This is a genomic window from Streptomyces sp. NPDC002787 (assembly GCF_053592095.1).
The window spans coordinates 307,623-320,974 of sequence record NZ_JBSFVC010000003.1 but is presented as its reverse complement, the minus strand read 5'-3'; the positions used below and the strand labels follow the sequence as shown (position 1 = coordinate 320,974).

Below are 13,352 nucleotides of genomic sequence, written 5' to 3'. Positions count from 1 at the left end.
GTCAGCTGAGACCGACTCAGATGTCGAGGAAGCGGACGTCCTTGGCGTTGCGCTGGATGAACTGGCGCCGGGCCTCGACGTCTTCACCCATGAGGACCGAGAACAGTTCGTCGGCCTGGGCGGCGTCGTCGAGCGTGACCTGGCCGAGGACGCGGTGGTCCTGGTCCATGGTCGTGATGCGCAGTTCCTCGGCGTTCATCTCGCCGAGCCCCTTGAAGCGCTGGATCGAGTCTTCCCTGATGCGCTTGCCGTTCTGGCGGCCGAGCTCGATCAGGGCGTCGCGCTCGCGGTCCGAGTACGCGTACTCGAAGTCGTCGCGGCCCCACTTGATCTTGTAGAGCGGGGGACGCGACAGGAACACGTGTCCGGCCTCGACCAGCGGCCGCATGAAGCGGAACAGGAAGGTCAGCAGCAGGGTGTTGATGTGCTGGCCGTCGACGTCGGCGTCCGCCATCAGGATGATCTTGTGATAGCGGAGCTTCTCGATGTCGAAGTCCTCGTGCACACCCGTGCCGAAGGCGGAGATCAGCGCCTGGATCTCCTGGTTCTGCAGGATCTTGTCGATCCGCGCCTTCTCCACGTTGAGGATCTTGCCGCGGATCGGGAGGATCGCCTGGTACTGCGGGTTGCGGCCGGACTTGGCCGAGCCGCCGGCGGAGTCACCCTCGACGATGAAGATCTCGCACTTGGTGGGGTCGTTCGACTGGCAGTCGCTCAGCTTGCCCGGCAGGGACGCCGTCTCCAGCAGGCCCTTGCGGCGCGTGAGGTCACGGGCCTTGCGGGCCGCCACGCGCGCGGTGGCCGCCTGGATGGACTTGCGGATGATGTCCGCGGCCTCGTTCGGGTTGCGGTCCAGCCAGTCCGTGAGGTGCTCGTGCACGACCTTCTGCACGAAGGTCTTCGCCTCCGTGTTGCCCAGCTTGGTCTTGGTCTGGCCCTCGAACTGGGGCTCGCTGAGCTTGATCGAGATGATCGCGGTCAGACCCTCGCGGATGTCGTCGCCCGTGAGGTTGTCGTCCTTCTCGCGCAGCAGCTTCTTGTCGCGCGCGTAGCGGTTGATCAGACCGGTGAGCGCCGCGCGGAAGCCCTCCTCGTGGGTGCCGCCCTCATGCGTGTGGATGATGTTGGCGAAGGAGTACACGCCCTCGCTGTAACCGCTGTTCCACTGCATCGCGACCTCGACGGACAGGGCCTTGTCCTTGTCCTCGGCCTCGAAGTCGACAACAGAGGGGTGCACCACATCGCCCTTGCGGGAGTTGAGGTGCTTCACGAAGTCGACGATGCCGCCCTCGTAGTGGTACGAGACGGTCTTGACCTCGTGCTTCTCGTCCTCGCCGGCCTCGTCCGCCCCGGCTGTGGCCTTCGCGGACTCGCGCTCGTCGGTGAGGTTGATGCTCAACCCCTTGTTGAGGAACGCCATCTCCTGGAAGCGCCGCGAGAGCGTCTCGAAGGAGTAGTCGGTGGTCTCGAAGATATCCGGGTCGGCCCAGAAGGTGACCGAGGTGCCGTGCTCCTCCGTGGCCTCGTGCTTGGCGAGCGGGGCGGTCGGGACGCCGAGCTTGTAGTCCTGCGTCCAGCGGTGGCCGTCGGTCTTGACCTCGACGGCGACCTTCGTCGACAGGGCGTTCACCACGGAGACGCCGACGCCGTGCAGACCGCCGGAGACCGCGTAGCCGCCGCCGCCGAACTTGCCGCCCGCGTGCAGCACGGTCAGCACGACCTCGACGGCCGGCTTGCCCTCTGACGGCACGATGCCCACCGGGATGCCTCGGCCGTTGTCGACGACCCGGACGCCGCCGTCGGCGAGGATCGTGACGTCGATGGTGTCCGCGTGGCCGGCCAGCGCCTCGTCGACCGAGTTGTCGACGACCTCCTGCACCAGGTGATGCAGGCCCCGCTCACCGGTCGAGCCGATGTACATACCGGGGCGCTTGCGGACCGCGTCCAGCCCTTCGAGGACGGTGATGGCACTGGCGTCGTACGCCGAGGATGAGGCCTCGGCCGTTCCGGCCAGGGCCTCGGTGGACGGGATGTTCTCGTTGAGGTTGCCGGAATCGGCCACGAAGCGCCCTTTCTGGCACAGCACAAGCCAGGCTCCCGGCGGGTTTGCCGGAGCGGCTGCGGCATTGCGGTGGAAGCCTTTGTCAGCGTTACACAGTGTTTCCGAAGCGGTCCCCACGGATGGGGCGGGATTAGCTTCCAGTCTACCGGTAGCGCCGACAGTGATGGGGGTTTGCCGGTACCTGAGTCCGCATGTGCCGCCCTGAACCGGTCTCTCCCGACTCCCCATATGCGGAGCGGGGCTCCAAGAGGCTCACAGCGGCACTCAGCGCTTCCGGGTGTCAACCCTTTGCTACTCCCGGGTCAGGTCGATGTTCGCAACCGCATGCGAAAGTCCGCGCCGGAGCACAGGGTCGTCCGCCGACCCGCGAAGAACTCCCGGTGATGGGCACGGAAGCGCCTGGAAATGTGATTACGCTCACCCGTAGGTATCGCCGGGACCGGTGCTTCCCGGGGCGCGCAGAGGCCCGTAGCGACGGGCGGAACCGCCGGGACCGTGGACCTTGAGCAGCCGTACGGTGCCATGGCCGAGGTCCTCGTTGAGCCGCGCGACCAGCTGCGGGGCGAGCAGCCGCACGTTCGTGGCCCAGGCCGTCGAGTCGCACCTCACGTGCAGGACGCGCTCGTCCTCGTCGTACCGCTCCGGTACGCATCTTCTGGCCAGATCGTCGCCGACGATCTGCGGCCAGCGGCCCATGACCCCACCGACGGCGGCCGGCGTCTCCCAGCCCCGCTCGGTGATCAGACGGTTGATCGCGGGGCCGAGAGGCATCGGGTCGCGGCCGTCGGCACGGGCGCCGGAGCGCAGCCCGCCGCCGCGCCTGGCCTGCTTCTGCTGCTGGGAGGCCTCGCCTCGCGCGCGTGCCGCCTCCTTCGCGGCCCGCAGCGCCACGCGCGCGAGGTCCACGCCGGAGGGCTCGGGAGGCTTCGGGGCTCCCTCGGATCCGCTCATACGCGCTCCACCGTCCCGTCGGACACGGTGTACCGCGTCCCCGTCAGTACGTCCGGTACGTCGTCGTCGACCGCGGCGGTCACCAGCACCTGCTCGCCCGGCGCGACCAGCTCCGCCAGACGCTCCCTGCGGCGGGAGTCCAGCTCGGCGAAGACGTCGTCGAGGATCAGCACCGGTTCGTTGCCCTCGGCCCGCAGCAGGTCGTACGAGGCGAGCCGCAGCGCCAGGGCGTACGACCAGGACTCCCCGTGGGAGGCGTATCCCTTGGCCGGCAGCTGACCGAGTTTGAGAACCACATCGTCCCGATGGGGCCCTACGAGGGTGACGCCCCGCTCGATCTCCTGCTTGCGGGCCTCGCCGAGGGCGGCGATCAGCTGCTCGTACAGCTCCTCGCGCGCGTGGCCGATGATGCCGGGGGACGAGGGTTTGTATTCCAAACTCACCGGACCGCCGCCCGGCGCCAACTGCTCGTACGCCTTGTCGGCCAGTGGCTGGATCGCGGCGACCAGGTCCAGGCGCTGGGCGAGCAACTCGGCGCCCACGCGCGCGAGGTGCTGGTCCCAGACGTCGAGGGTGGAGAGGTCCATCGTGCGCCCGCCGTGCCGGCGGGCCAGCGCGGCCGTCTTCAGGAGTGTGTTGCGCTGCTTGAGGACCCGCTCGTAGTCCGAGCGCACACCCGCCATGCGTGGCGCTCGCGCGGTGATCAGCTCGTCGAGGAAGCGCCGCCGCTCACCGGGGTCGCCCTTGACCAGGGTGAGGTCCTCCGGCGCGAACAGCACCGTCCGCACGATGCCGAGCACATCGCGCGGTCGGACCTGCGAGGACCTGTTGATGCGGGCCCGGTTGGCCTTGCCGGGGTTCAGCTCCAGCTCGACCAGCTGCTGCCGCTCGCCCTGCCGCACCTGCGCCCGGATCACCGCGCGGTCGGCGCCCATGCGGACCAGGGGCGCGTCCGACGACACCCGGTGGCTGCCGAGGGTGGCGAGATAGCCGACGGCCTCGACCAGGTTCGTCTTGCCCTGCCCATTGGGGCCCACGAACGCGGTGACGCCCGGGTCGAGCGGGACCTCGACCCGGGCGTACGAGCGGAAGTCGGCCAGCGACAGGTGCGTGACGTGCATGGTCGGGTGCCGACCTCCCCCGGGGTTGTGGACCGCTGTGCGGACCTGTGGATGACTTCTCGCTCGACCGTTCTCGCGTTCCGGCCGTGTGTTGTCGTGAGCCGTGTTTGTCGTTCTTTGCCTTGGGCTACTTCTTCTCGACCGCGTGGCCGCCGAACTGGTTCCGCAGCGCCGCGATCATCTTCATCTGCGGAGAGTCCTCCTGGCGCGACGCGAACCGCGCGAAGAGGGAGGCCGTGATCGCGGGCAGCGGCACGGCGTGGTCGATGGCCGCCTCCACGGTCCACCTGCCCTCGCCGGAATCCTGCGCGTAACCCTTGAGCCGGTCCAGGTGCTCGTCCTCGTCAAGGGCGTTCACGGCCAGGTCGAGCAGCCAGGAGCGGATGACCGTGCCCTCCTGCCAGGATCGGAAGACCTCGCGAACGTCCGTCACCGAGTCGACCTTCTCCAGGAGCTCCCAGCCCTCGGCGTAGGCCTGCATCATCGCGTACTCGATGCCGTTGTGGACCATCTTCGCGAAGTGCCCGGCGCCGACCTTGCCTGCGTGCACCGCGCCGAGGTCGCCCTCGGGCTTCAGCGCGTCGAAGACCGGCCGCACCTTGGCGACGTTCTCCGCGTCGCCGCCGTACATCAGTGCGTAGCCGTTCTCCAGGCCCCAGACGCCGCCGGAGACGCCGCAGTCGACGAAGCCGATGCCCTTGGCCGCCAGCTCCTCGGCGTGCTTCTCGTCGTCCGTCCACCGCGAGTTGCCGCCGTCCACGACGACATCGCCGGGCTGGAGCAGCTCGGCCAGCTCGTCGATGGTCGACTGGGTGGCGGCACCGGCCGGGACCATCACCCACACGACCCGCGGGCCCTTGAGCTTGCCCACAAGCTCCTCGAGGCTGTGGACATCGGCGAGATCCGGGTTCCGGTCGTATCCGATGACGGTGTGGCCCGCGCGGCGAATCCGCTCACGCATGTTGCCGCCCATCTTGCCGAGGCCGACGAGACCGAGCTCCATCAGTTGTTCCTTAGGTTGCGACGTGGCATGAGGGCACCTGCGTACCCACGCACGAGCCTAAACCCGGACGCTCACGCACACCTGTGGGCATACGCGCTCATACGTACGCCCCGACCTGCGGCTTCATGTCGAGGGCCCGGTGATCCATCCACCGGGCCCCACAGCTCTGTGGACAACCGTCGGCCGCGCCGAAACCGGTCCGGCCTCAGCCGCTGAGCCGCACCGGCATGATCAGGTACTTGTAGGCCTCGTCCGCCTCGGCGTCCACGGCAGGCTTGCCGCTGAGCAGTGCGGGCTTGGTGGACGTCGTGAAGGACAGCTGGGCGACCGGAGAGTCGATCGCGCTCAGACCGTCCAGCAGGAACGTCGGGTTGAAGGCGATCGAGATGTCGTCGCCCTCCAGCTGGGCGTCGACCCTTTCCACAGCCTGCGCGTCGTCGCTGGAGCCGGCCTCCAGGATCAGCACGCCCTGCTCGAAGCTCAGCCGCACCGGGGTGTTCCGCTCGGCGACCAGGGCCACACGCTTGACGGCCTCCACGAAGGGAGCGGTCTCGATGACGGCCACGCTGTTGAACTCCGTCGGGAACAGCGTGCGGTACTTCGGGAGGTCACCCTCCAGCAGTCGCGTGGTCGTACGGCGGCCCGCGCCCTCGAAACCGATCAGACCCTCGCCCGAGCCCGAGCCGGAGAGCGCCAGGATGACGCTGTCGCCGCTCGTGAGGGCCTTGGCGGTGTCCAGGAGCGTCTTGGCGGGCACCAGGGCGACCGCGGACGCCTCGGGGTTCTCCGGCTTCCACAGGAACTCGCGGACCGCGAAGCGGTAGCGGTCGGTGGAGGCCAGCGTGACCGTGTCGCCCTCGATCTCGATGCGTACACCGGTCAGCACGGGCAGTGTGTCGTCGCGCCCCGCGGCGATGGCCACCTGGGCGGCGGCGGAGGCGAAGACCTCACCGGGGACGGTGCCCGTGGCGTTCGGCATCTGCGGCAGGGCCGGGTACTCCTCCACAGGCAGTGTGTGGAGGGTGAACCGCGAGGAGCCGCAGACCACCGTCGCCCGTACACCGTCTGTGGAAATCTCCACCGGACGGTTGGGGAGGGCGCGGCAGATGTCGGCGAGGAGGCGGCCTGAGACGAGCACCGTGCCCTCCTCGTCGACCTCGGCCTCCACGGACACGCGCGCGGAGACCTCGTAGTCGAAGCTGGAGAGGCTCAGCTGGCCTTCCTCGGCCTTCAGAAGGAGGCCGGCGAGGACAGGCGCCGGCGGACGGGCCGGGAGGCTGCGCGCCGCCCAGGCAACTGCCTCCGCGAGTACGTCGCGTTCCACCCGGATCTTCACTGTTGCCGCCTCCTGCTGTTGCCGGCGCTTCTCGCCCTGCCTGGCTTCGTCGTCTGTCTCGGTGTCGCTGGTTCCTGTGAGGGGAAGGACACCGGGGAACAGTCTGACGCACACCGCTGACACTCGGAGCCTCTCGGGGTCAAGTCGTGACGAGGCGCGGTCAGGCAGCCCAGAGCGAGTTGTGCACAGGGCCCGCTTCGAAACGGATTCCCAGCTCTCTCTAGTTGGGAGTAGTAGTAGGGCCTGTGGAAACCGTGGATAACCCCGTTTTCGCAGCTCAGAGGCGAAGTTTTGTCCACCGGGCCTGTGGGTGGGGGCGGTGGACAACCGGGGGTATCTGTGGAGAACAGAAAGTTCTGCACACACCGTGCACAGCCCCGGGGCACTTCTCCCCAACGGCGTCCCCAGGTTTACCCGCCTTTCCCACAGCCCAACCAGGCAACCTCATGTGACGCCTTTCACTCGGCAAGGTGAGAAGGCGCGTGGGCTTGCCGAACAGTGGACAGCCATGTGGAGAAGCCGTCGATCACTGGGGACAACCAGCCACAGCCTGTGGGGCGTCGGTGGACAACTCAGTCCACAGGCTGTGGATCTCCGCTTCGTCCACAGCCTGTGGAGATCTTTCGTCCACGGATCCACAGGCAGCTGAGCTGGCCCGATGATCCCGCAACAGGCTGCCCTGTGGACATGATCTGCATAACTTCCCGATCCCCAGGGTGTGGACGGGAGAAAGTCCCTGAATCTGTGGAGGGAGGCCGTAACGCGGCAGGTATTCGAACACCTGATGACGGGCCGGCGACTGAGGAAGGAGCCGCAGAACGCTGAGGGCGCCCTCGGGAACTCGTCCCGGGGCGCCCTCAGCGATGCGTCAGGGCCTTCCGTCAGCCGTTCTTGATGCGGTTCGTCAGCTCTGTCACCTGGTTGTAGATGGAGCGCCGCTCGGCCATCAGCGCGCGGATCTTGCGGTCGGCGTGCATGACGGTGGTGTGGTCGCGGTTGCCGAACTGCGCGCCGATCTTGGGCAGCGACAGGTCGGTCAGCTCACGGCACAGATACATGGCGATCTGGCGGGCGGTCACCAGGGCACGACCGCGCGAGGTGCCGCACAGGTCCTCGACCGTGAGCCCGAAGTAGTCGGCCGTCGCGGCCATGATCGCCGTGGCGGTGATCTCCGGGGACGCGTTCTCGCCACCCGGGATCAGGTCCTTGAGGACGATCTCGGTCAGCCCGAGGTCCACCGGCTGCCGGTTGAGCGAGGCGAACGCCGTCACCCGGATCAGCGCGCCCTCCAACTCGCGGATGTTGCGCGAGATGCGGGACGCGATGAACTCAAGTACCTCCGGTGGGGCGTTGAGCTGCTCCTGCACCGCCTTCTTGCGGAGGATCGCGATACGCGTCTCCAACTCGGGCGGCTGGACATCGGTGATCAGACCCCACTCGAAACGGTTCCGCAGCCGGTCCTCCAGGGTCACCAGCTGCTTCGGCGGCCGGTCGCTGGAGAGCACGATCTGCTTGTTCGCGTTGTGGAGCGTATTGAAGGTGTGGAAGAACTCCTCCTGCGTCGACTCCTTGTCCGCGAGGAACTGGATGTCGTCGACGAGCAGGATGTCCATCTCCCGGTACCGCTTGCGGAAGCTGTCGCCCTTGCCGTCGCGGATGGAGTTGATGAACTCGTTGGTGAACTCCTCCGAGCTCACGTACCGGACCCGGGTGCCCGGGTAGAGGCTCCGCGCGTAGTGTCCGATCGCGTGCAGCAGGTGCGTCTTGCCGAGCCCGGACTCCCCATAGATGAAGAGGGGGTTGTACGCCTTCGCCGGCGCCTCGGCGACGGCCACCGCGGCCGCGTGGGCGAAGCGGTTCGAGGCGCCGATGACGAACGTGTCGAAGAGGTACTTCGGATTCAGGCGCGCCGTGGGCTCACCAGGCCCCGGCGCCGGAGCGGGCTGCGCCGCCAGCGGACCGGGCGCGCTGCTGGCCGGGCCGCCCCGGTGCACGTGCCCCGAACCCGGTGGCGGATCGGGAAGCTCACGCCGGTCCGAGCGCGGATAGTCGGAATCGGCCCCCGGCCGGTCGTACTCACCACGGGGCTGGTCGTAGTCGGCGCGTCCGGAGTCGTACTCGGCGCGCTGCTGGTCGTACGGCGACCGCTCCCTCGACTGCGAGCGGTAGTCCGACGACGGCGAAGCGTACGGGTCCCGCTCCGGAAAACCGAGCCGCTGCTGCTGCCAGCCGTAGTCGTCCTGCGACGACCGGGGCCACGCGCCCGGCTCGGGCCGCTGGTATTCGGAGGGATACGCGGGGCGGGCGGTCGGCAACTGGTCGCCGCGGCCGATGGACATCTGCTCAGTGCGCGGGGGCGGCAGCTGGTCGCCGGGCCCGCCGGTCGGCTGGTCACCCCGTCCCGGACCTCGGTCGTCGGCGCGGTGGCGGCCGTACCCCTCGTAGGGATCGCGGGCCTGGCCGTCGTAGGAGTTCTGGTTGTCATACGCGCTCGGGCCCTCGTAGGAACCACGGGAGTCGCGCCCCTGACCGTCGTACGCGTCCCTGCTGTCATAGGCGTCGCGGTCGCGGTCCCGGCCCGGGGCCGAGGGCAGCTCCGGCTCCTCGAAGCGGGGCTGGACCGGCGGCGGTGGGGGTTCGCCCACCGAGCTGTCGACGGTGATCGCGATACGGATGGGGCGGCCGCACTCCCGGCTCAGGGTCTCGCTGACGATCGGCGCGAGACGGCCCTCGAGTACGCCCTTGGCGAACTCGTTCGGGACTGCCAGAAGAGCCGTGTCCGCCACCAGTGCGAGCGGCTGGCAGCGCTTGATCCAGCGCTCGTCCTTCACCTCGACGCCTTGACCGCGGCCCTCACCGAGGAGCTTTTCCAGTACTCGTGGCCACACTGCGGCAAGATCGGCAGGTACGTCAGCCACAGGGCACGCTCTCTCACAGGTCCCACGAACGTGTGGTTCTGGGACGGGTCGGTTTTGAACTCGGGTGGGGCGCTCGGAACGAGGTGCTGAGGGGTGGGTCGGTGCCCAGCAGCCAATGGAAAGGGAACGAATCGGAGTTCAGTCACGGTAGTCACGGCGGCCGGTGCGGTTCAAGTTGTTGTCCCCAGCCTGTGGATAGTGTCTCCCCGTGACCTCCGGTTTGACCGAATGGCGTAGCCGCGCGTACCGTAACCAGGTCGAGTTGTCGATGGCTGCTGCCGCCTGCCTCCGATGGGCACAGATCGCGTCAGGTGATCGGAAAGCGGTGCACTCGGGCGTTTATACGAGCTACTCGTGGGCGCACGGTGACAGCCAGCACGGCACCCGCAAACCCCGATTTATTTCTGGAGCCCCCGAGTGAGCAAGCGCACCTTCCAGCCGAACAACCGTCGTCGCGCGAAGACCCACGGCTTCCGCCTGCGGATGCGCACCCGTGCCGGCCGCGCGATTCTCGCGAACCGCCGCAGCAAGGGTCGCGCCAGCCTGTCCGCCTGATCCTGATCAGGTCATGACGTCGTGCTGCCTACCGAGCATCGGCTGAGGCGGCGCGAGGACTTCGCGACCGCGGTACGCCGAGGACGCCGGGCCGGACGCCCGCTTCTCGTCGTTCACCTACGTAGCGGTGCCACGGACCCGCACGCGCCTGGGGAGAACGCTCCCCCGACGCGTGCGGGTTTCGTCGTGAGCAAGGCTGTCGGTGGCGCGGTCGTGCGTAACAAGGTGAAGCGCAGGCTTCGCCATCTGATGCGCGATCGAGTCGCCCTGTTTCCCCCCGGTAGCCTGGTAGTCGTACGAGCGCTGCCCGGAGCGGGTGACGCCGACCACGTACAACTGGCCCAAGACCTGGATGCCGCCATAGGGCGGTTGCTGGGAGGGGGCGCACGATGAAGTACCCGCTGCTGGCGCTGATCAAGCTGTACCAGTGGACGATCAGTCCGTTGCTCGGCCCGGTGTGCAAGTACTACCCGTCGTGCTCCCACTACGGCTACACGGCCATCGACCGGCACGGTGCGATCAAGGGAACGGCACTCACCGCCTGGCGCATCCTGCGGTGCAATCCCTGGTCGCTCGGCGGTGTGGACCATGTCCCGCCGCGTAAGCGTCCGCGGTGGCACGAGATGGTGCGTGGCACCTGGCGCGCACGCAAGGGCGGGTCCTCCGCCGTCGAACCGGCCACCGAGGGGCACGTCCCTTCGAGCCCGGCCGCCGAGAGCCCGTCCCATGCCCAAGGAGCATGATTAGTGGACACGATTGCCAGCCTCTTCAGCTTCATCACGACACCTGTCTCCTGGGTCATCGTCCAGTTCCACAAGGTGTACGGCGCCCTCTTCGGCGACGACACCGGGTGGGCCTGGGGCCTGTCCATCGTGTCCCTGGTGATTCTGATCCGTATCTGCCTGATCCCGCTCTTTGTGAAGCAGATCAAGGCGACCCGGGCGATGCAGACGCTCCAGCCCGAGATGAAGAAGATCCAGGAGCGCTACAAGAACGACAAGCAGCGTCAGTCCGAAGAGATGATGAAGCTGTACAAGGAGACGGGCACCAACCCGCTCTCCTCGTGCCTTCCCATCCTGGCGCAGTCCCCGTTCTTCTTCGCCCTGTACCACGTGCTCAACAGCATCGCGAACAACGACACCGTCGGTGTCATCAACGCGAGCCTGCTGGAGAGCGCGCAGAAGGCGCACATCTTCGGGGCCCCGCTGGCCGCGAAGTTCACGGACAGCTCCGCGGACGTCGCGGCACTCGACGCCTCGCTGACCACGGTCCGCATCGTCACCGCGGTCATGATCGTCCTGATGTCGGCGTCGCAGTTCTACACGCAGCGTCAGTTGATGACGAAGAACGTCGACACCACGGTGAAGACGCCGTTCATGCAGCAGCAGAAGATGCTGATGTACATCTTCCCGATCATGTTCGCCGTCTTCGGCATCAACTTCCCGGTCGGTGTCCTCGTCTACTGGCTGACCACCAACGTGTGGACCATGGGCCAGCAGATGTACGTCATCCACAACAACCCGACCCCGGGTTCCAAGGCCCAGGCCGCTTACCTGGAGCGCCTCTTCAAGCACGTCACGCGGCACGGCAAGACCCGCAACCGCCGCGAGCGCGCCATCATCAAGGCGATCGTCGCCAAGGGCCGTGACCGCAACGAGTACGAGCGGAAGTTCATCACCGGCCTGGGCAAGGAGGGCCTCGCGGCCCAGGGCGACGGCACCGTGGTCAAGAGCGAGGCCTCGGCCGTCGCCACGGCCGAGGACGGTGCGCCGGCGACCCCCAAGCGTCAGCAGCCCAAGCGCCAGACCAAGGCTCAGCGTCAGTCCGGTGGTGCGAAGACTGCCGACGAGGCCGAGCCGACGACCGAGCCCACCTCGCTGAGCAAGTCCGACCAGCCCGAGGATGCCAAGCCCGCCGCCGCCAAGAAGGCCGCACCCAAGCCCGGCTCCGGTGGCCGCAGCAAGGCCCAGTCCGGTCAGCGCAAGGGCCAGCAGCGGCCCAAGTCCCCGTCCAAGAAGTAAGAAGAGGAGCCCATCCCGTGACGGAAGGCACCACCTCCGCAGCCTCCGAGGGTGGCGACACCCTGACCCGCCTGGAGCAGGAGGGTGAGATCGCGGCGGACTACCTGGAAGGTCTGCTGGACATCGCCGACCTTGACGGCGACATCGACATGGACGTCGAGGCCGACCGTGCCTCTGTCTCGATCATCAGCGATTCCGGTAGCCGCGATCTGAACAAGCTCGTCGGCCGTGAAGGCGAGGTGCTCGAGGCGCTCCAGGAGCTCACGCGCCTGGCCGTGCACCGCGAGACCGGCGACCGTAGCCGTCTGATGCTGGACATCGGCGGTTACCGCGCCAAGAAACGCGCCGAACTCTCCGAGCTGGGTGCCAAGGCCGCGGCCGAGGCCAAGAGCACCGGCGAGCCCGTGAAAATGAAGCCGATGACGCCCTTCGAGCGCAAGGTCGTGCACGACGCGGTCAAGTCCGCGGGCCTGCGCAGCGAGTCCGAGGGCGAGGAGCCGCAGCGCTTCGTCGTCGTGCTTCCCGCCTGATTCGGCGCGTACGTCCCTTCGGCCCCGTCTGCCCGCAGGCGGGGCCGAACTTTGTCAGCCTGTAGTTCTGGTGTCAGCGCCCAGTGCGCTCTTGCGGTACGGAAGGACGGTCCCCGTGACGGAGGCAGCGGAGCTTCCCCCTGCGCCCGAGCAGGCGCGCGACGTATTCGGTGATCGCTATGCGGACGCGGTCCGGTACGCCGAGCTCCTCGCGGAGGCGGGTGTGCAGCGAGGGCTCATCGGTCCGCGTGAGGTACCCCGCCTGTGGGAGAGGCACCTGCTGAACTGCGCGGTGCTCTCCGAGGTCGTGCCCGAGGGGGTGACGGTCTGCGATGTCGGCTCCGGTGCGGGGCTGCCCGGCATTCCGTTGGCCTTGGTCCGGGACGACCTGAAGATCACGCTGCTGGAGCCGTTGCTGCGGCGTACCAATTTCCTGACCGAGGTCGTCGAGCTCTTGGGCCTCGATCACGTGACCGTCGTCCGCGGCCGCGCCGAGGAGGTCCTCGGGACGCTGCAACCGGTGCATGTGGTGACGGCGCGGGCCGTGGCACCACTGGACCGACTGGCTGCCTGGGGCATTCCGCTGCTGCGTCCGTATGGAGAGATGCTGGCGCTCAAGGGCGACACTGCCGAGGAGGAGCTGAAGAGTGCTTCCACGGCCCTGAGTAAGCTCGGCGCGGTGGAGACGTCCATCCTCCATGTCGGCGATGGCGTCGTCGATCCGCTGTCCACAGTCGTCCGCGTAGAGGTAGGAGAGAGCCCGGGTGGCGTGCGCTTCGCGGCGAAGCGGGCAAAGGCAGCCCGGACAGGGCGGGCACGTCGACGTCGCTGAGCGTTGATCTGGACGTTCGCTGA

At 67.8% G+C, this 13,352-nt stretch carries 12 protein-coding genes; 6 read left to right on the top strand and 6 right to left on the bottom strand.

Going from position 1 to position 13,352, the window contains the following annotated elements; genetic code table 11:
• Positions 1 to 16 precede the first annotated feature (16 nt).
• From gyrB to dnaA, 6 genes are all read right to left on the bottom strand, one after another.
• A complete protein-coding gene (gyrB, locus tag ACWD26_RS05515; RefSeq protein WP_451266448.1) occupies positions 17 to 2,086 on the bottom strand; it encodes a DNA topoisomerase (ATP-hydrolyzing) subunit B in 2,070 nt (689 codons plus the stop codon).
• A gap of 393 nt (positions 2,087 to 2,479) precedes the next feature.
• Entirely contained in the window at positions 2,480 to 3,013 is a 534-nt protein-coding gene (locus ACWD26_RS05510) for a DUF721 domain-containing protein (RefSeq protein ID WP_451266446.1), read from the bottom strand.
• Positions 3,010 to 4,134 (bottom strand): DNA replication/repair protein RecF, encoded by a 1,125-nt coding sequence (gene recF / locus ACWD26_RS05505; protein ID WP_451266444.1) that lies wholly within the window; start codon positions 4,132 to 4,134, stop codon positions 3,010 to 3,012. The genes ACWD26_RS05510 and recF overlap by 4 nt, the downstream gene beginning before the upstream one ends.
• Before the next feature lie 127 nt (positions 4,135 to 4,261).
• The gene (gene gnd / locus ACWD26_RS05500) at positions 4,262 to 5,137 is read right to left on the bottom strand and encodes a phosphogluconate dehydrogenase (NAD(+)-dependent, decarboxylating) (protein WP_451266442.1); all 876 of its coding nucleotides are present in this window, start codon (positions 5,135 to 5,137) and stop codon (positions 4,262 to 4,264) included.
• 205 nt (positions 5,138 to 5,342) lie between these two features.
• On the bottom strand, positions 5,343 to 6,473 hold the full coding sequence (dnaN, locus tag ACWD26_RS05495; protein ID WP_215456970.1) for a DNA polymerase III subunit beta: 1,131 nt from the start codon (positions 6,471 to 6,473) through the stop codon (positions 5,343 to 5,345).
• A gap of 881 nt (positions 6,474 to 7,354) precedes the next feature.
• Complete coding sequence (dnaA, locus tag ACWD26_RS05490) at positions 7,355 to 9,391, bottom strand: chromosomal replication initiator protein DnaA (protein ID WP_451266440.1); 2,037 nt, start codon at positions 9,389 to 9,391, stop codon at positions 7,355 to 7,357.
• A gap of 417 nt (positions 9,392 to 9,808) precedes the next feature.
• Here dnaA and rpmH point away from each other — a divergent pair, with 417 nt between their 5' ends.
• The 6 genes from rpmH (at position 9,809) to rsmG (ending at position 13,329) form a co-directional block, all read left to right on the top strand.
• A complete protein-coding gene (rpmH, locus tag ACWD26_RS05485) occupies positions 9,809 to 9,946 on the top strand; it encodes a 50S ribosomal protein L34 (RefSeq protein ID WP_005482975.1) in 138 nt (45 codons plus the stop codon).
• A gap of 21 nt (positions 9,947 to 9,967) precedes the next feature.
• Entirely contained in the window at positions 9,968 to 10,339 is a 372-nt protein-coding gene (gene rnpA, locus ACWD26_RS05480) for a ribonuclease P protein component (RefSeq protein ID WP_451266438.1), read from the top strand.
• Positions 10,336 to 10,689 carry a membrane protein insertion efficiency factor YidD gene (gene yidD, locus ACWD26_RS05475; protein WP_451266436.1) on the top strand — a complete coding sequence of 118 codons (354 nt, stop codon included), beginning with the start codon at positions 10,336 to 10,338 and terminating at the stop codon, positions 10,687 to 10,689. The genes rnpA and yidD overlap by 4 nt, the downstream gene beginning before the upstream one ends.
• Positions 10,690 to 10,692: 3 nt before the next feature.
• Positions 10,693 to 11,967, top strand: a complete 1,275-nt coding sequence (yidC, locus tag ACWD26_RS05470) for a membrane protein insertase YidC (protein ID WP_451266434.1) — start codon at positions 10,693 to 10,695, stop codon at positions 11,965 to 11,967.
• A 17-nt stretch (positions 11,968 to 11,984) separates the two neighbouring features.
• The gene (locus ACWD26_RS05465; protein WP_451266432.1) at positions 11,985 to 12,497 is read left to right on the top strand and encodes a Jag family protein; all 513 of its coding nucleotides are present in this window, start codon (positions 11,985 to 11,987) and stop codon (positions 12,495 to 12,497) included.
• Positions 12,498 to 12,612: 115 nt separating this feature from the next.
• The gene (rsmG, locus tag ACWD26_RS05460; RefSeq protein ID WP_451266430.1) at positions 12,613 to 13,329 is read left to right on the top strand and encodes a 16S rRNA (guanine(527)-N(7))-methyltransferase RsmG; all 717 of its coding nucleotides are present in this window, start codon (positions 12,613 to 12,615) and stop codon (positions 13,327 to 13,329) included.
• Positions 13,330 to 13,352 lie beyond the last annotated feature (23 nt).